The sequence below is a fragment of the Protaetiibacter mangrovi genome (assembly GCF_024752305.1).
GTDB classification, from domain to species: domain Bacteria; phylum Actinomycetota; class Actinomycetes; order Actinomycetales; family Microbacteriaceae; genus Homoserinibacter; species Homoserinibacter mangrovi.
This window is the reverse complement of the sequence record NZ_JANTHX010000007.1, coordinates 490,779-508,378: the sequence shown is the minus strand read 5'-3', so window position 1 is coordinate 508,378 and position 17,600 is coordinate 490,779. Positions and strand designations below refer to the sequence as shown.

The 17,600-nt window shown below is 70.8% G+C and carries 14 protein-coding genes; 10 read left to right on the top strand and 4 right to left on the bottom strand.

Features of this window, described 5'->3' with window-relative positions; genetic code table 11:
• Positions 1-16 precede the first annotated feature (16 nt).
• The 9 genes from NUH29_RS10125 to NUH29_RS10085 all read left to right on the top strand — a co-directional run bounded on the left by NUH29_RS10125 (position 17) and on the right by NUH29_RS10085 (position 11,574).
• Positions 17-2,086, top strand: a complete 2,070-nt coding sequence (locus NUH29_RS10125; RefSeq protein WP_258798992.1) for an MDR family MFS transporter — start codon at positions 17-19, stop codon at positions 2,084-2,086.
• Positions 2,087-2,108: 22 nt separating this feature from the next.
• Positions 2,109-3,143, top strand: a complete 1,035-nt coding sequence (locus NUH29_RS10120) for a LacI family DNA-binding transcriptional regulator (protein WP_258798991.1) — start codon at positions 2,109-2,111, stop codon at positions 3,141-3,143.
• Positions 3,144-3,257: 114 nt separating this feature from the next.
• Complete coding sequence (locus NUH29_RS10115) at positions 3,258-4,580, top strand: ABC transporter substrate-binding protein (RefSeq protein WP_258798990.1); 1,323 nt, start codon at positions 3,258-3,260, stop codon at positions 4,578-4,580.
• On the top strand, positions 4,580-5,527 hold the full coding sequence (locus NUH29_RS10110; protein WP_258798989.1) for a carbohydrate ABC transporter permease: 948 nt from the start codon (positions 4,580-4,582) through the stop codon (positions 5,525-5,527). Before NUH29_RS10115 ends, NUH29_RS10110 begins: the two co-directional genes overlap by 1 nt.
• Complete coding sequence (locus NUH29_RS10105) at positions 5,524-6,369, top strand: carbohydrate ABC transporter permease (protein ID WP_258798988.1); 846 nt, start codon at positions 5,524-5,526, stop codon at positions 6,367-6,369. The genes NUH29_RS10110 and NUH29_RS10105 overlap by 4 nt, the downstream gene beginning before the upstream one ends.
• Positions 6,366-8,837, top strand: a complete 2,472-nt coding sequence (locus NUH29_RS10100) for a glycoside hydrolase family 2 protein (protein WP_258798987.1) — start codon at positions 6,366-6,368, stop codon at positions 8,835-8,837. The genes NUH29_RS10105 and NUH29_RS10100 overlap by 4 nt, the downstream gene beginning before the upstream one ends.
• Positions 8,834-9,793, top strand: a complete 960-nt coding sequence (locus NUH29_RS10095) for a glycoside hydrolase family 113 (RefSeq protein ID WP_258798985.1) — start codon at positions 8,834-8,836, stop codon at positions 9,791-9,793. Before NUH29_RS10100 ends, NUH29_RS10095 begins: the two co-directional genes overlap by 4 nt.
• Complete coding sequence (locus tag NUH29_RS10090; protein WP_258798984.1) at positions 9,790-10,704, top strand: N-acetylglucosamine kinase; 915 nt, start codon at positions 9,790-9,792, stop codon at positions 10,702-10,704. The genes NUH29_RS10095 and NUH29_RS10090 overlap by 4 nt, the downstream gene beginning before the upstream one ends.
• Positions 10,705-10,734: 30 nt before the next feature.
• The gene (locus tag NUH29_RS10085; RefSeq protein ID WP_258798983.1) at positions 10,735-11,574 is read left to right on the top strand and encodes an NAD-dependent epimerase/dehydratase family protein; all 840 of its coding nucleotides are present in this window, start codon (positions 10,735-10,737) and stop codon (positions 11,572-11,574) included.
• A gap of 7 nt (positions 11,575-11,581) precedes the next feature.
• On the opposite strand, the gene NUH29_RS10080 is transcribed toward NUH29_RS10085, so the two are convergent.
• Together NUH29_RS10080 and NUH29_RS10075 are read right to left on the bottom strand one after the other, a co-directional pair.
• On the bottom strand, positions 11,582-12,508 hold the full coding sequence (locus NUH29_RS10080) for an alpha/beta hydrolase (protein WP_258798982.1): 927 nt from the start codon (positions 12,506-12,508) through the stop codon (positions 11,582-11,584).
• A gap of 147 nt (positions 12,509-12,655) precedes the next feature.
• Positions 12,656-14,020 carry an HNH endonuclease signature motif containing protein gene (locus tag NUH29_RS10075; protein WP_258798981.1) on the bottom strand — a complete coding sequence of 455 codons (1,365 nt, stop codon included), beginning with the start codon at positions 14,018-14,020 and terminating at the stop codon, positions 12,656-12,658.
• A 349-nt stretch (positions 14,021-14,369) separates the two neighbouring features.
• Here NUH29_RS10075 and NUH29_RS10070 point away from each other — a divergent pair, with 349 nt between their 5' ends.
• Positions 14,370-15,959 (top strand): AMP-binding protein, encoded by a 1,590-nt coding sequence (locus tag NUH29_RS10070; protein WP_258798980.1) that lies wholly within the window; start codon positions 14,370-14,372, stop codon positions 15,957-15,959.
• On the opposite strand, the gene NUH29_RS10065 is transcribed toward NUH29_RS10070, so the two are convergent.
• Together NUH29_RS10065 and NUH29_RS10060 are read right to left on the bottom strand one after the other, a co-directional pair.
• A complete protein-coding gene (locus NUH29_RS10065; protein ID WP_258798979.1) occupies positions 15,960-16,484 on the bottom strand; it encodes a hypothetical protein in 525 nt (174 codons plus the stop codon).
• Entirely contained in the window at positions 16,481-17,512 is a 1,032-nt protein-coding gene (locus NUH29_RS10060) for a zinc-binding metallopeptidase family protein (protein WP_258798978.1), read from the bottom strand. Before NUH29_RS10060 ends, NUH29_RS10065 begins: the two co-directional genes overlap by 4 nt.
• Positions 17,513-17,600 lie beyond the last annotated feature (88 nt).

Genomic DNA, 17,600 nt, shown 5'->3' with positions numbered 1-17,600 from the left:
GTCGGGGAGGAGCCACATGACGACGACCACCGCAGAGGCCGCGGGCGCGAAGCCGGTGATGACGCACCGCCAGATCCTGTTCGTGATCTTCGGGCTCATGGCGGGCATGTTCCTGTCGGCCCTCGACCAGACGATCGTCGGCACCGCGATCCGCACCATCGGCGACGACCTGCACGGCCTCAGCCAGCAGGCCTGGGTCACCACCGCCTACCTCATCGTCTCGACCATCGCGACGCCCATCTACGGCAAGCTGTCCGACATCTTCGGGCGGCGTCCGCTGTTCATCATCGCGATCGTCGTGTTCGTGGTCGGCTCGATCCTCGCGAGCTTCTCGACCTCGATGCTCGAGCTCGCGGCCTTCCGCGCCATCCAGGGCCTCGGCGCCGGCGGTCTCATGTCGATGCCGCTCGCGATCATGGGCGACATCCTCGCGCCGCGCGAGCGCGCCAAGTACCAGGGCTACTTCCTCGCCGTGTTCGGCATCTCGTCGATCCTCGGGCCGCTCATCGGCGGCCTGTTCGCGGGCGCCGACGAGATCCTCTGGATCGCCGGATGGCGCTGGGTGTTCCTGATCAACGTGCCGATCGGCCTGCTCGCCTTCGGCATCGTGCTGCGCTTCCTGCACATCCCGCGCGGTCAGCACCGCTCGGTGCGCATCGACTGGTGGGGCGCGACCACTGTGATCCTCGCGCTCGTGCCGCTCCTGCTGGTGGCCGAGCAGGGGCGCGAGTGGGGCTGGGATTCGGCGATCGCCATCACCTGCTACATCGTCGGCGGCGTCGGCGTCATCGCCTTCGTGATCGCCGAGTCGCTCATGAAGGACGACGCGCTCATCCCGCTGAAGCTGTTCCGCTCGTCGACCTTCTCGATGGCGACCGTCATCGGCGTGCTCGTCGGCTTCGGCATGTTCGGCGCGATGCTGACGCTGCCCCTCTACCTGCAGCTCGTGCTCGGCGCGACCCCGACCGAGTCGGGCCTGCAGCTGCTGCCGATGATCCTCGGCATGATGATCGCCTCGATCGGCAGCGGCCAGATCATCGCGCGCACGGGCCGCTACCGCATCTTCCCGATCCTCGGCACCGCGAGCCTCGCGGGCGGCTTCTTCTGGCTCACCCACATCACCTACGACGGCTCGTACTGGTTCATGGCGGGCGGCATGCTGCTGATCGGCCTCGGCCTCGGCCAGCTCATGCAGACGCTCACGATCGCGAGCCAGAACTCGGTGGGCCTGCGCGACATGGGCGTCGCGACGAGCGCGTCGACGTTCTTCCGTCAGATCGGTGGAACGCTCGGCACGGCGGTGCTGCTGTCGCTGCTGTTCACGCTCATGCCGACGAACATCATCCACGCCTTCGCCGACGAGGACACCCTCACCCAGGCGCTCGACGCGGCACTCGACCCGGAGGTCGCGGGAGCCGACGAGAACGCGGCGATCATGGAGCAGATCTACACCCCGATCGTGTCCGAGGTGACGGCTGCGACCACCGAGAAGCTGCAGGAGGCCGTCGACCAGGCGACCGCCGCCGCCACGCAGGCGGTCGCGGATGCGGTGGCGGCCGGGCAGCTCCCCGCGTCGCAGCAGGAGGCGGCGACCCAGGCTGCGGTCGCGCAGGCGATCGCCGCGGCAACCCCGAAGCTGCAGGAGTCGGTGCCGGTCGCGCGCGTCGCCGACGACGGCACCGTCTCGCTCGACTTCTCGGACCCGGATGAGCGGGCCGCCTTCGTCGCCGAGCTCGTGCCGACGCTGCAGGAGCAGTTCGACGGCTCGCAGGACACGGCGGCCTCCGACAGCTCGACGCTCAACGACACCTCGTATCTGCACGACGCCGACCCGCGCCTCTCGAAGCCGATCCTGGTGGCGTTCAACTCCTCGGCCGTGACCGTGTACTGGGTCGCCCTCGGCGTGGTGCTGCTGGCGTTCGTGCTGTCGCTGTTCTTCCGCACGCCGCCGCTGCGCGCGAAGTCGGCGCTGCAGGAGGCGGCCGACGACGACGCGGCGGTGATGGCCCAGCGGGCCGCCGCCGAGGCGGGGTCGATGGTGGGACCCGACACGGGCTCGATCCGCGTGCCCGAACCGACGCGCTGACCCGAGCACTATCGTTCCCCCCGTGGGCACATCGCGGCGACCGTCGACGGGACGGGTGACGATCGCCGACATCGCCGAGCGCGCCGGCGTGTCGATCGGCGCGGTGTCGTTCGCGCTCAACGGGCGCAAGGGCGTCTCCGAGGAGACGCGGGCGCGGATCCTGCGCGTGGCCGACGAGCTCGGCTGGGCCCCGTCGACCGCCGCCCGCTCGCTCGCCGAGGCGAAGACCGAGACCTTCGGGCTCGTGCTCGCCCGCGACCCGCACAACCTCGGCGTCGAGTCGTTCTACATGGAGTTCTTCGCGGGTCTCGAGGTCGAGCTGTCGAAGCGCGGCTTCAGCCTGCTGCTGCAGGTCGTCGGCTCGACGGGTGAGGCGCTCGAGACGCTGCGCAAGTGGCACCGCACCCGCCGGGTCGACGGCGTCGTGCTGACCGACCTCACGAGCGACGACCCGCGGGCGGCTTTCGCGGCGCAGGTCGGGCTGCCCGCCGTCGTGGTCGGCGACCCGAGCGTCTCGGGGGGACTGACGAGCGTATGGACCGACGACGCCACCTCGATGCGCGAGGTGGTGCGGCACCTGGCGGCGCTCGGCCACCGCCGCATCGCGCGCGTGTCGGGCCTCGGCACGCTCGTGCACACCCGCATCCGCGACGACGCCTTCGCCGACGAGGCGCGGGCGCTCGGGGTGGAGGCCGTGCTGCTCAGCACCGACTACACGCCGGTGCAGGGCGAGCGGGTCACGCGCGAGGCCCTCACCGGGCGGGATGCCCCGACCGCGTTCATCTACGACAACGACGTGATGGCGGTCGCCGGCCTCACCGTGGCGATGGAGCTCGGCCTCGGCGTGCCCTCGGAGGTGTCGATCATCGCCTGGGACGACTCGGTGCTCTGCGAGCACACCCTGCCGAAGCTCACCGCGCTCAGTCACGACGTCGTCGCCTTCGGCGCGCACGTCGCCCGTCGCCTGTTCGACGTGGTGGCCGGGGCCGACCCCGAGGCCTTCCTCGACTCGTCGCCCTCCCTCGTCATCCGAGGCTCGACCGGCCCGATTCGATAAAGCGCTTTACTTAAAGCGCTTTAGTTCATACGCTCCCTGACATCCCCCATCGGCGCGGGACGGATGCCCGCGCCCATGCACCACGGGGTCCACAGATACAAGGGAGTATTCGCAATGGCATCACGCAAGGCGTTCATCGGCCTTGTCGCGGGGGCGGCGACGGCGGCACTGCTGCTCACGTCGTGCTCCGGCGGCGGAGGCGACGACGCGTCCAACACGATCGACGGCACGGTTCAGGGCGAGGTGACGTTCGTCACCTGGCGCACCGACCTCATCCAGGACGGCACCTTCGACCAGTACGCCACCGCGTTCCACGAGAAGTACCCGGACGCGACCGTCACCTTCGAGGGCATCACCGACTACGAGGGCGAGCTGAAGACCCGCCTCTCCACCACCAACTACGGCGACGTGCTCGGCATCCCGAACAGCGTCTTCCCCGACCAGTTCGCCGACTTCTTCGAGCCGCTCGGCCAGACCTCCGACCTCGAGGCCGACTACCGGTTCCTCGCGCCGAAGAGCTACGACGGCGTGCAGTACGGCATCGCGCTCGGCGGCAACGCCAACGGGCTCATCTACAACAAGGACGTCTTCGCGGCCGCCGGGGTGACCGAGGTGCCGAAGACACCCGAGGAGTTCCTCGCGGCGATGAAGGCGATCAGGAGCTCCACCGACGCCATCCCGTACTACACCAACTACAAGGACGGATGGCCGCTCAGCCAGTGGTCGAGCAACGTCGGGGCCATCTCGGGCGACCCGGATGCGCAGAACGCCATGACGAAGGAGGACTCGCCCTGGACCGAGGGCTCCGACATCTACACGATCGACAAGCTGATCTACGACCTCGTCGCCGACGGCGACACCGAGGCCGACCCGCTCACCACCAACTGGGAGCAGTCGAAGGTCGACTTCGCCACCGGCAAGATCGCCACCATGGCGCTCGGATCGTGGTCGATCTCGCAGATGCAGGCCGCCGCATCGGACAACGGCATCGACCCGTCGGTCGTCGGCTACATGACCTTCCCGGCCACGGCGCCCGACGGCACCCAGTACGCGGTCGTCGGCGGCGACTACAGCCTCGGCATCAACAAGCACTCGTCGGTGAAGGCGGCCGCGAAGGCGTGGATCGACTTCCTCATCGAGGACTCCGGCTTCACCGACACCCAGGGCATGGTGTCGCCGCTGCTCTCGAAAGACCTGCCCGACAACCTCGGCGGCCTCGCCGAGGAGGGCGTGCAGCTCATCGAGCTCACCCCGGCCCCGTCGGGTGAGGAGGCGCTGTTCAACAACATCGCCGACGGCGCCCAGATCGACATCTGGGGCAGCATCTACCGGCAGAAGCTGGTCGACATCGCGCGAGGCGCGGCGGACGGGGACTTCGACTCCTACGTCGCCGACCTCAACTCGCGGTGGGCCGCGTCCCGAGCCGAACAGGGCTGATGGTCGCCGTCACCTCCGCAGTCCCGCGCACGCCCCGGCGTCGCGGCCGGCGGGGATCCCAGTCCGGGGTCCCCGCCGGGCGCGGGGCGCTCGCGAAGCTCACCCCGTACCTGTTCCTGCTGGCGGCGGTCGGACTGCTGCTGCTGCTCACCTACCTGCCCGCGGCGAACATGCTGTGGTACTCGCTGACCGACTGGGACGGGCTCGACCTCGACAAGGACTTCGTCGGCGTCGACAACTACGTCGAGGTGTTCACGAACCCGCAGATCTTCAGCGTCTTCGGCGTCAGCCTCTACTACTTCGTCGGCTCGTTCGCGCAGATGGCGATCGCCCTCTACTTCGCGGCGCTGCTCAGCTACAAGACGCGCTTCTCGAACTTCTTCCGCGGGGTGCTGTTCTTCCCGTACCTCATCAACGGTGTCGCCATCGGCTTCGTGTTCCTCTACCTCTTCCAGCCGGGCGGCACCCTCGACACGGTGCTCAGCTGGGTGGGGCTCTCCGACCCGCCGCTGTGGCTCGGCGATCCGGATGTCGCCAACTACTCGCTCGCGGCGACGAGCGTCTGGCGCTACACCGGTCTCAACTTCGTGCTCTTCCTGGGGGCGATCCAGTCGATCCCGGGCGAGCTCTACGAGGCGGCCGAGATCGACGGCGCCAACCGCTGGCAGCAGTTCTGGGCGCTCACCTTCCCCGGCATCCGGCGCATCATCGGGCTGAGCTTCATCCTCGCGATCGCCGGCAGCCTCTCGGTGTTCGAGATCCCGTTCATCATGACGGGCGGCGCCAACGGCACCTCCACCTTCGTGATCCAGACGCTGCAGACCGCGTTCTCGTTCCGGCAGGTGGGACTCGCCTCGGCGATGGCGATCGTGCTGCTCGCGATCGTGCTGATCGTCACCTTCGTGCAACGCAAGCTGTTCCCCGACGAGAAGGTCGACCTCACATGAGCGCGCCCGACACCCGCCTCCGGATCACCGGCGCGGCGGCCACCTCCGCCAAGTACCTCTCGCTCGTGATCGGTGTGCTGGTCACGATCATCCCGCTGTCGGTGCTGTTCATCGCGAGCTTCAAGACCTCGGGCGAATTCGGGCAGAGCGGTCCGTTCGACCTGCCCGCGAACTGGTTCAACTTCGCCAACTACGTGGAGGCGTTCCAGAAGGGCGGCATGGTCGAGGGGTTCGTCAACACCACCCTCATCCTGGCGTTCTCGCTCGTCGGCACGATCCTCATCGGCACGATGGCCGCCTACGCGATCGACCGGTTCCGCTTCCGCGGCAAGAAGCTCGTCGTCGGCCTCTTCCTGGTGGCGACGCTCATCCCGGGCGTGACCAGCCAGGTCGCGACCTTCCAGATCATCAACGGTCTCGGGCTCTACAACTCGATGGCGGCGCTCGTGCTGCTGTTCATGGGCACCGACATCATCTCGATCTACATCTTCATCCAGTTCATGCAGTCGATCCCGACCTCCATCGACGAGGCCGCCATGCTCGACGGCGCCAACCGCTGGACCATCTACTGGCGCGTGATCCTGCCGCTGCTGCGGCCGGCGATCGCGACGGTCGTCATCGTGAAGGGCATCGCGATCTACAACGAGTTCTACCTCCCGTTCCTGTACTGGCCGTCGCACGGCACCATCTCCACCTCGCTGTTCCGGTTCAAGGGGCCGTTCGGCGCGCACTGGGAGATCATCGCGGCCGGCACGATCCTCGTGATCATCCCGACGCTCATCGCGTTCGTGTTCCTGCAGCGGTTCATCTACCGCGGTCTCGCCTCGGGGTCGGTCAAGTGAGGGCGCGCGAACTGCACAGCGGGTGGACGGCGCGACCGGCCGGCGGCCCGACCCCCGCAGCCCTGCTCGATCGGCTGGGTCCCGATGCCGCGGTCGCCGCCCCCGTTCCGGGCGTCGTGCACCAGGCGCTGCTCGGCGCCGGGCTCATCCCCGACCCGTACCTCGACGACAACGAGTCGGCCCTCGCCTGGATCGGGCTCGTCGACTGGCAGTACGCGGTGCGCGTCGTGCCGACCCCCGAGGAGCTCGCGGCGGACCGTCTCGAGCTCGCGTTCGACGGTCTCGACACGGTCGCGTCCGTGCTGCTCGACGGCGAGGTGCTGGCGGAGGTCGCGAACCAGCACCGGCGCTACCGGCTCGACGTGACGGGGCGCATCCGGGAGGGCGGCAGCGAGCTCGTCGTCGCCTTCCGCAGCCCGGTGCGGTACGCGAACGCGCAGAGCCTCGCGCTCGGCCCGCGACCGCGGCCGTATCCGATGCCGTTCGAGGCGATCCGCAAGTCGGCCTGCAGCTTCGGCTGGGACTGGGGCATCGCCACGTCGACGAGCGGTGTCTGGCGCCCGGTGCGGCTCGAGGCATGGTCGACAGCGCGCCTCGCGGAGGTGCGGGTGGTGGCGGCGGCGGTCGAGGACGGCGGAGTGGTGACGGCCGACATCGAGGTGGCGCGGGCGGCGGATGCGGCGCTCGCGGTCGAACTCGAGGTCGCCGGTGCCGTCGCCTCCGTCGAACTCGCGGCGGGCGAGACGACCGCCCGCCTGCGGGTCGAGCTCGACGCCGTCGAACGGTGGTGGCCGATCGGCTACGGCGCGCAGCCGCTGTCCGATGTCGTGGTGCGCCTGCGCGCCGACGGCGAGCCGCTCGACCGGGCCACCCGGCGGGTCGGGTTCCGCACGCTGCGCTGGGACACCGATCCGGACGCGGACGGCCGGCCGTTCCAGCTGATCGTCAACGAGCAGCCGGTGTGGGTGAAGGGGGTCAACTGGATCCCCGACGACGCCCTCTTCCCGCGCGTCGACCGCGCCCGCTACGAGCGGAGGCTGCGGCAGGCCGCGTCGGCCGGGGTGAACCTGGTGCGCGTCTGGGGCGGCGGCATGTACGAGGACGACGCGTTCTACGACCTCGCCGACGAGCTCGGGCTGCTCACCTGGCAGGACTTCCTGTTCGCGTGCTCGGCCTACCCCGAGGAGGAGCCGCTGCGCACCGAGGTCGAGGCGGAGGCCCGCGACAACGTGAGCCGCATCGCCCACCACGCCTCGCTCGCGCTGCTCAACGGCAACAACGAGAACCTCTGGGGCCACGAGGACTGGGGCTGGAAGACCCGGCTCGACGGCGCCAGCTGGGGCGAGCTGTACTACTACGAGCTGCTGCCCTCGGTGGTCGCCGAGCTCGCGTCGCACGTGCCGTACACGCCGGGCAGCCCGTTCAGCCCCGACCTCGCGTCGCATCCGAACGACGAGTCGACCGGCTCGACCCACCTCTGGGAGCAGTGGAACCGGCAGGGCTGGGAGAGCTACCGCGAGCACTCGCCGCGATTCGTGGCCGAGTTCGGATGGCAGGGTCCGCCCGCCTGGGCGACCCTCACCCGGTCCCTCTCCGACGATCCGCTCACCCCCGAGTCGCCGGGCATGCTCGTGCATCAGAAGGCGCTCGAGGGCAACCAGAAGCTGAGCGACGGGCTGCTGCCGCACTACCGGGTGCCGCGCGACATGGAGACCTGGCACTGGGCCATGCAGCTGAACCAGGCGAACGCGGTGACCGCCGCGCTCGACCACTTCCGGGCGAGCGCTCCGCGCACCTCGGGCGCCGTCGTGTGGCAGCTCAACGACTGCTGGCCGGTCACCTCGTGGGCGGCGATCGACGGCGACGGACGCGAGAAGCCGCTGTACTTCGCGCTCGCGAACGCCTTCGCGCCGAGGGTGATCACGATCCAACCGCGTCGGGGTGCCGACGGCACGGGGGCGTTCGTGGCGGTGCTCGGCAACGACACCGGCGACGGGTGGGAGGGCGAGCTCGTGCTCGAGCGGCGCGACTACGCGGGCGCCGAGCTGGCGGCGAGCCGGATGCCGGTGGTGGTCCCGGCGCGCGGGAGCGTCACGGTCCCGATCCCGGATGCGGTGGCCGCGCCGGGCGACGCCGCCTCGGAGCTGCTCGTGGCGCGCGTGGGTGCCGTGCGGGGGCTGTGGTTCCTCGCCGAGCCGCGCGACTCGGCACTGCCGCCGCCGCGGTTCGAGGTGGCCGCGGCATCCGTCGACGGTGCGCTCGAGGTGACGGTGACCGCCGAGACCCTGCTGCGCGACACGACCCTGCTCGTCGACAAGCTCGACCACGACGCGACGGTCGACAGCGGCCTCGTCACCCTGCTGCCGGGGGAGGCGCACACCTTCCGGGTGCGGGGTGCCGGTGACGCCGACGCGCACGCCGTCGCCGACCCGCGGGTGCTGCGCACCGGCAACCAGCTGGTGTCATGACGGCGCGCATCCCGGGCGACCCGGTCTGCGGCATGACGTGGGGGTGGGTCGGCACCCGCGGCACCTGGAGCACCCCGGAGGCGGGGGAGTCGATGCGGCTGATGTCCGAGCACGACGTCACCTGGACGGCGCTCGCCTACGCCGCCGAGCAGGAGCACGTGTACTCCACCGAGATCCCGCTCGACGGCGTGCAGGTGACCGACGACGAGATCGTCGGCGCCATCCGGCAGGCGCACGCGCACGGGCTGACCGTGTGCCTGAAGCCGGTCGTGAACGTGGCCGACGGGTCGTGGCGGGCGCACATCGGCTTCTTCGACCAGGAGGTGCCGGGCGAGCCGAGCTGGGCCGAGTGGTTCGCGTCGTACGAGCGCTTCATCCTGCACGCCGCGCGCATCGCCGAGGCGGAGGGCTGCGCGATGCTGTGCGTCGGGTGCGAGATGGTGCGGGCCGACGCGCAGGAGCAGCACTGGCGCGCGCTGATCGCCCGGGTGCGCGAGGTGTATTCGGGGCTCGTCACCTACAACTGCGACAAGTACCAGGAGGACCGCGTCACCTGGTGGGACGCCGTCGACGTGATCAGCTCGAGCGGGTACTACCCGATCGACGCGTGGGAGCGGCAGCTCGACCGGATCGAACCCGCCGTGCTCGCATCCGGCAAGCCGTTCTTCTTCATGGAGGCCGGCTGCCCGTCGCGCGAGGGTTCGCCGGCTCTGCCCAACGACTGGGCGCTGCCGGGGGAGCCCTCGGGGCGGGCGCAGCTCGACTACTACACCGAGATGTTCCGGGCGGTGCGCGCGCGTAGGTGGGTGCGCGGACTCATGCTCTGGGACTGGCCGGCCCGGTTGTACCCTGAGCAGGCCGCCGCGGCGGACGACGACTACTGTCCGTACGGCAAGCCGGCGGGTGAGTTCATGGCCGCGCAGTACCGCGACTGGGGCAGGGAGAGACTCCGATGACCGACACCGCATCCACCGTGCTCGCGTTGGATGCGGGTCAGACGGGCATCAAGGTGCGGATGGTGCGCCCGGCCGCGGAGCCGGTCGAGCGGGTGTTCCCCGGGGTGCGCACCGACCAGCCGCTGCTGCCGCAGCTCGCCGCGGTGGCGCACGAGCTCGCGGCGGGTGCCCCGGTCGGGGTGATCGCGGCCGGGGTCTCGGGGCTGACGAGCGCGGAGTCGGATGCGGGGGAGCTGCGTGTGCTCGTCCGCGACCTCGCGCCCGGGCGCGTGCTGCTCGCCCACGACTCGGTCACCTCGTACCTCGGCACGCTCGGCGACGGGAACGGCGCGGTCGTGGCCTCCGGCACCGGTGTGGTGACGCTCGCCGTCGGAGCCGCGGGGGTGGCGCGCATCGACGGCTGGGGCTACCTGATGGGCGATGCGGGCAGCGGCTTCTGGATCGGGCGCGCGGCGCTCGACGCGGTCATGCGCGCGCACGACGGGCGGGGCCCGTCGACGTCGCTGACGTCGGTGGTGCGCTCGCGGTGGCCCGAGCTCGAGGACGCCTACGTGCAGCTGCAGTCCGACCCGGCGCGGGTGAGCGTCGTGGCGTGGTTCGCCGAGGCCGTCGCGGCGCACGCGACGACGGATGCGGTGGCCGAGCGGATCTGCCGCGACGCCGCCGAGGAGCTCGCGCTGTCGGTGGTCACGGGGCTCCGCCGGGTGGGTGCGGAGCCGGCGCCCGTGGTGAGCGCGATCGGCGGGGTGTTCCGCGGCGAGGCGGTGCGCGCCGCCTTCGAGGACGCGGTGCGCGCCGTGCACCCCGGCGTGCGCTTCGAGGCGCCGCACGGCACCGGCCTCGACGGGGCCGAGGCGCTCGCCGCCCTCGCCCCCGCCCATCCGCTGCACGCGATGGTGTCCGCCTCCTGACCTCCGACACCACGTAGCAGACTGGACTTCATGCGCATCGCCCTCACCGGAGCCAACGGCAAACTCGGATCGGTCGTCGAGCGCGAGCTGCGGGCTCGCGGTCACGACGTGGTCGCCCTCGATATCGTCGGTCCGCGCCGCGACGGTTTCACCCGGCTCGACCTCACCGACTACGGCGCCGTCGTCGACGCGCTGAGCGCGATCGACGAGCGCCACCACGGGCTCGACGGGGTCGTGCACCTCGGCGCGGTGCCGGCGCCGGGGCTCGAGACCGACATCGCGACCTTCCAGAACAACATGCTCGCCACCTTCCACGTGGTGCAGGCGGCGCGGCGGGCCGGCATCCGCCGCATCGTCACCGCGTCGAGCGAGACCCTGCTGGGCCTGCCATTCGAGACGCCGCCGCCGTACGTGCCGGTCGACGAGGAGTACGACTCGCGGCCCGAGAGCGTCTACTCGCTCACCAAGCACCTCGAGGAGGAGCTCGCGCGGAAGGTGGTGCGCTGGGATCCGGAGCTGTCGATCACGGCGCTGCGCTTCTCGAATGTGATGGTGCCGGATGACTACCCGCGCTTCGCGGCGTTCCAGTCCGACCCGGCGTCGCGGAGGTGGAACCTGTGGGGCTACATCGACGCCCGCGACGCCGCCCAGGCGATCGATCTGGCCCTGGAGCACGCGGCGCCCGGCTTCGACCGCTTCATCATCGCGGCCGCCGACACGGTGCTGGAGCGCGACAACGCGTCGCTGCTCGACGAGTTCTTCCCGGGTGTGGAGCGTCGCGGCGAGATCGGGGAGCGCACCACGCTGCTCTCGATCGACCGCGCGCGACGCGTGCTCGGCTACGCGCCCCGGCACAGCTGGCGCGACTGACGGCCGCTCAGGCGCGCGCCTCGATGCCGATCCGGTCGGCGAGCCAGGTGCGCGCCCGGGCGAGGAGGGCGCGCGCCGGTGCGCTGTCTCGGGCCCAGTTCTCGAAGCCGTGCGGGGTGCCCGTCGTCACGTCGAGGGTCACCTGTACTCCGGCCGACTCGAGGCGCCGGGCGTAGTCCACGTCTTCGTCGTGGAACAGTTCGATGTCTCCGACGCAGATCCAGGCGGGCGGCAGGCCGGCGAGGTCGATGCGGCGGGCGGGCACGGCGTACGGCGGCACCTCGCCTCCGGGCGCCTGCCCGAGATACGAGGTCCAGCCGAAGCGGTTCGAGACGTTGTTCCACACGAGGTGGTCGACGGCGTCGAGCGTCGTGTCGGCGGCGGTGCGGTCGTCGAGCATGGGGCAGAACAGCCATTGGGCGAGCGGATGCGCACCCGCGTCGTGCAGGCGGTGCACGAGGCTCGCGGCGAGCCCGCCACCGGCGCTCTCGCCCCCGACGACGATGCGGCCCGGGTCGACGCCGAGTTCGGCGGCGTGCCGCTGCAGCCACTCCCACGCGGCGAGGGTGTCGTCGAGGCCCGCGGGGAACGGATGCTCGGGGGCGAGCCGGTAGTGCGCCGAGACCACGACCATGCCGAGCTCCGCAGCGGTGCCGCTCACGAGGGCCTCGTCCTGGCGCGGGTCGCCGATCACGAGGCCGCCGCCGTGGATCCACAGCAGCGCGGCATCGGTGCGCTTCTCGGCGGGCTCGTAGACGCGCACCTTGGCGCCGCCGTCTCTGCGGGTGCTCACCCGGACGCCCGCCGCGCGCGCCGCCGGCATGATCGCGAGGGCGAGTGCGGCGATGCGCCGGTTGATCGTCTTCGAGGCGTCGAGCGAGGGCATGCGGGCGACCGTGTCGCGGAGGTCGACGTCGACCTGCTCGATGTCCATGTGCTCACTCTGCGGGTGCGCGGGCCGGGTGTCAACAGTGTTGATCACGCGCCGCCCCGCGCGTGGTCGAGGTGGCGAGGTGGTCGAGGAGCGCATCGCGTAGCGGCACGCGTCTCGAGACCCCTCGAGCCCCTGCTCCGCGGTCGGTTACCCGGCGAGGAGTCGCGAGAGTGGGGGACTGCGGGAGGGCAGCGGTGTGTGCCGCAGGACCCCGTTGGGGTCGGGTTTCTCGAGCAGGTAATCACCGCCGTCACGTCGGATGCGCCACCGGTTGTTGTGCACGGTGAGGTGGCAGAACCGACACAGCAGCACCCCACTGTCGATGTCGGTGCGGCCTGCGTGTTCGTCCCAGTGGTCGATGTGGTGCGCTTCGCACCAGGACGGCGGTCGCCCGCACATCAGGCACCCGCCATCCCGGGCGGCCATCGCGACCCGTTGCTTCTCGGTGAACAGTCGGTGCTCCCGCCCCAGGTTGAGGGCGCGTCCGTCGTCGTCGAACAGAATCGGGATGGCGCCGGTGCTGCAGATGAACCGCTCCGCCGTGTCGATCGACACCGCTTCGGTCTGCCCTTCGAAGAACGCCGCACCCACCCGGGTGTCGAGGTCGGTCTTCGTGACCAGGATCCGCACGGCGGGCTTCCGGTCCCCGAGCAGCCGGTTCGGGTCGACCTGAGCACCGGCACGGACCAGGTCGACCAAGGTGTCGAGGGCGAGCTGCTCGGTCGTGCGCGCATCCCGCATGATGTCCTCCGCACGCTCGATGGCGTTCGGGTTCACGAACCGGGGTCCGCCGCGCCGGGGGGAGGTGGCGGCATCGAGGATCGGCACCACGATCGCCGCGGACTCCGGATCCAGCAACCCCGTCACCCGCGTCATCCCATCCAACTGCGGGCTCACCCGCAGGAACCGCTTCGCCCGGAGTTCCTGCTCCCGGGCGGCGACACCGGCCAGATCCAGTTCGTCACGCACACGGCCCGCCCGGATCGCGAGTTGCTCGATGGTGAGACCCGCCGCCTCCGCCAGCAGCCGTTCGGCTGCGTTCGCGAGGGCGTCCTCGTCGACCCCGTCGGCTGCCGCGGTCAGGCGGGTGCGGATCAGTTCCGCCGCCTCCACCGAGATCGTCGCGACCGCGACCGCGTCACCGATCAGCCGCTGCCACCGCGGCACCGGCGCCGCATCCGGTGCCGGTGGCCGCTCGACCGGCAGCAACTCCGCTGCCTTCACCAGCGTCCGCGCCTCCCGGGTCGAGGTGCCGGACACCTTCGCGATCAACACTTCCGCGGTCCGCACGCCCTCCGACTGCGCCAGCCCCGCATGCCCGAGCTCGCGGCGGGAACGGTGGGCGATCTCACCCGCCACCGTCGCCGCGACCGCATCCAAGCGACGCCGCACCTCGGCGATCCGACCCTGCGACGCAAGCAACTCCGCATCACCCAAACCGGTCACCGACACGGGTGTGAACGGCACCGACAGGTCACCCAGACGGGTGAGGGAGTCGGTGATCGAAGCCATACCCGATCTTCCCACGACTCGAACGAATGTTCGAGACTCGGAAGCGTATTGGTGGAGAAGTCACCACCCCACCCGAGGGGGAGGGGGCGAGGCTCGGGTCGGCGAGCGTGCGGAGGGTCTCGACACGCGCGCCGTCGCTTCGCGGCGGCCCGCTACTCGACCGCCGAAAGGGCGCGGCGGCGCGCTACTCGACCGACGAGAGAGGCGGCTGCGGCGCGCCTCGACCGCCGAGCGGGGGAGGCAGGCGCCGCCGACCAGGGTGCGGGGCGCCTGGTGTCCGCGACCCCGAGGGCGCATGATGGGGGACACGTGCACCGTCGCACGTCCGACACGCGATCGAAGGAGCTCCGTGTTCACCAGCCCGTACCCCGACGTCGAGATCCCCGATCTCTCCATCTTCGACTACCTGTTCGGCACCCTCGACGACGCGGACACCGGGCGCGTCGCACTCATCGACCCGGCATCCGGCGCCGAGACCGCCTACGGCGCCCTGCGCGCCCAGGTGCTGGCGTTCGCCGGCGCCCTCGCCGCCCGCGGCGTCGGGGTGGGGGATGTGCTGGGCGTGCTGTGCCCGAACGTGCCCGCCTTCGCGACCGTGTTCCACGGCATCCTGCGCGCCGGGGCGACGGTCACCACCATCAACTCGCTCTACACCGCGCGCGAGATCGAGACGCAGCTGCGGGATGCCGGCGCGAGCTGGCTGATCACCGTCAGCCCGCTGCTGCCCCAGGCCGCGGCGGCGGCGGCCGCGCTCGGCATCCCCGACGAACGGCTCGTGGTGCTGGACGGCGCCGAGGGGCACCCGAACCTGCGCGAGCTGCTGACGGAGCAGGCGCCGGCGCCCGAGGTGAGCTTCGACCCGGCGAGCCATGTCGCGGTGCTGCCGTACTCCTCGGGCACCACCGGGGTTCCGAAGGGCGTCATGCTCAGCCACGCGAACCTCGTGGCGAACGTGGAGCAGTGCCGCTACGCGATCGACCTCGGCACCGAGGATCGCGTGCTCGCCGTGCTGCCCTTCTTCCACATCTACGGCATGACCGTGCTGCTGAATCTCGCCCTGCGCCAGCGGGCGACCCTCGTGACGATGCCGAAGTTCGATCTGGTCGAGTTCCTGACGAACATCCAGACGCATCGCTGCAGCTACCTCTTCATCGCCCCGCCGATCGCGGTGGCGCTCGCGAAGCATCCGATCGTCGACCAGTTCGACATCTCGAGCGTGCGCACCGTGTTCTCGGGTGCGGCGCCGCTCGACGCCGAGACGGCGATCGCCGCCGGTCAGCGCATCCACGCGATCGTCAAGCAGGGCTACGGCATGAGCGAGCTGAGCCCGGTGTCGCACGCCGCCCCCGCGGACCCGGATGCGGTGCCCAAGAACTCGGTGGGCGTGCTGCTGCCGAACGTGGTGTGCCGGCTCGTCGACCCCGAGACCGGTATCGACATCGAGCCGCCGGCGGAGGGCATTTCGCGGGCCGGGGAGCTGTGGGTGCAGGGTCCGAACGTGATGCTCGGCTACCTGAACAACGCGCAGGCGACGGCCGAGACGCTCGACGCCGACGGCTTCCTGCACACCGGCGACATCGCCCAGGTGCACGCCGACGGCTGGTTCACGATCGTCGACCGCGTGAAGGAGCTCATCAAGTACAAGGGCTACCAGATCGCCCCGGCCGAGCTGGAGGCGCTGCTGCTGTCGCATCCGAAGGTCATGGATGCGGCGGTGATCGGGGTGCTCGACGACGACAGGCAGGAGATCCCGAAGGCGTTCGTCGTGGCCGCTCCCGACTCGGGCCTCACCGAGGACGAGGTGATGGAGTTCGTGGCGGCGGAGGTCGCCCCGCACAAGCGGGTGCGTCGCGTCGAGTTCATCGAGGTGATCCCGAAGTCGACCGCGGGGAAGATCCTGCGGAAGGATCTGCGCGCCCGGGAGGTCGTTCCCACCTGATCAGCCGTGGGCGAGCACCTGCAAGCCCACGACGGCGGCGCCGACCGCGGCCTCCGCGGTGATCGCGAACAGCCGCTGCCACCACCGCAGCTGCAGTTTGCGGATGGCGATCCACCCGATGCCGGCGAGTGCGGCGATGAGTGCGATCTCGGATGCGCGCAGCGCCGCATCCGTGCTCCACACGCCGAGCGCCGCGAGGCCGAGGAACACGAACGGCAGCGCGAGCGACCCGACCGCGCCGAAGCTGGTGCGCAGCGCGACCCGCCACTCGCGCCGGGTGAGGGGGCGCTCGTGCACGACGACGAGCGAGATGACGTCGGCGACGAACACGGCCACGAGCAGTCCGAGGATGGTGACGCCGAGCGTGCGCATCGCCTGCCCGGGCTCCAGGTGGTGGTCGAGCATGCCCATGATGATGGCGAGCGCCGCGAAGGTGACGTAGATGCGCTCCTTGAGGTGGGCGGCGCGCTCCTCGCGCTCGTGCAGCGTCGAGCCGTCGGCGCTGACGTCGGGGATGTCGGTCATGCGGTGCTCCCTCGGCGGATGAGGCGGTCGATGAACCCGAGCTTCTCGTGCACGGGCGGCGACAGCTCGAACGGGTAGAGGTCGTGCTGGCCCATGGCCCGGTTGACGCGGTTGAAGAACAGCGACACCCATTGCCAGTCGTCGAGCATCAGCTCGGCGTCGGGGTACTCGCTGCGGGGCACGACGTCGTGGTCGACGATGCGCGCCGCCCGCTCCGAGTCGAGCACCATGCCGGCGGCGGATGCGGTGTCGAGCGTCGCGCGGATGTGCAGGTAGTGCGCGAAGCACTCCGCGAAGTCCTCCCAGGGGTGCATCGTGGCGTACTCGGAGATGAACGAGGTGCGCCATCCCTCCGGTGCACCGTAGGTGTAGTGCCGGTCGAGCGCGTCCTGGTAGCTCGCCCGCTCGTCGCCGAAGAGCGCCCGGCACTCCTCCCAGCCGGCTTCGTCGGTGATGAGCACGCCCTGGTAGTAGTGCCCGACCTCGTGGCGGAAGTGCCCGAGCATCGTGCGGTACGGCTCGCCGAGCGACACCCGCAGGGCCTCCCGGCGCGCGTCGAGCGTCTCGGCGAGGTCGATCGTGATGATGCCGTTCGCGTGCCCGATCATCACCGGATGCCCCTCGGCGAGGCTCGACAGCAGGTCGAAGCCGAGCCCGCCCTCGCGTTCGTAGTACGGCACGATCGGCAGGCCGAGCTGCAGCAGCTGCACCATGAGCCGACGTTTGGCGACTCCCGCGGCGGCGAGCTTCTCCCACGCGACGGGGTCGCTCTGCGGAGGCAGGCGCCTGCTCAGGCTGCACGAGAAGCAGCGCCCGGCGCCCGCGTCCTCGGCGACCAGCCAGTTGCATCCCCACGGGCGGTTGCCGCACGGGAACCACCGCATCCCGTCGATCTCGACGCCCGCCGGGTCGGCCAGGTGGTAGCGCAGGCTCGGGTGGTGGAAGCCGAGGTCGGCGCCGCAGCTGCGGCAGACCAGGTCGTCGAGGAAGACGAACCGATCGCATCGTGGGCAGCGCGGCGCGGGCACGCTCGGAGTCTAGGACGGCGATGCACGCGCCGGCGTCCGAGTCAATCCCCTCCCGCGGATCGCGGCGCTGCCCGACGATTCCCCCAGG

Coding starts and splice junctions, on each gene's coding strand:
- NUH29_RS10125 (WP_258798992.1), top strand. CDS start 17: ATGACGACGACCACCGCAGAGGCCGCGGGCGCGAAGCCGGTGATGACG.
- NUH29_RS10115 (WP_258798990.1), top strand. CDS start 3,258: ATGGCATCACGCAAGGCGTTCATCGGCCTTGTCGCGGGGGCGGCGACG.
- NUH29_RS10110 (WP_258798989.1), top strand. CDS start 4,580: ATGGTCGCCGTCACCTCCGCAGTCCCGCGCACGCCCCGGCGTCGCGGC.
- NUH29_RS10105 (WP_258798988.1), top strand. CDS start 5,524: ATGAGCGCGCCCGACACCCGCCTCCGGATCACCGGCGCGGCGGCCACC.
- NUH29_RS10095 (WP_258798985.1), top strand. CDS start 8,834: ATGACGGCGCGCATCCCGGGCGACCCGGTCTGCGGCATGACGTGGGGG.
- NUH29_RS10090 (WP_258798984.1), top strand. CDS start 9,790: ATGACCGACACCGCATCCACCGTGCTCGCGTTGGATGCGGGTCAGACG.
- NUH29_RS10085 (WP_258798983.1), top strand. CDS start 10,735: ATGCGCATCGCCCTCACCGGAGCCAACGGCAAACTCGGATCGGTCGTC.
- NUH29_RS10080 (WP_258798982.1), bottom strand. CDS start 12,508: ATGGACATCGAGCAGGTCGACGTCGACCTCCGCGACACGGTCGCCCGC.
- NUH29_RS10075 (WP_258798981.1), bottom strand. CDS start 14,020: ATGGCTTCGATCACCGACTCCCTCACCCGTCTGGGTGACCTGTCGGTG.
- NUH29_RS10065 (WP_258798979.1), bottom strand. CDS start 16,484: ATGACCGACATCCCCGACGTCAGCGCCGACGGCTCGACGCTGCACGAG.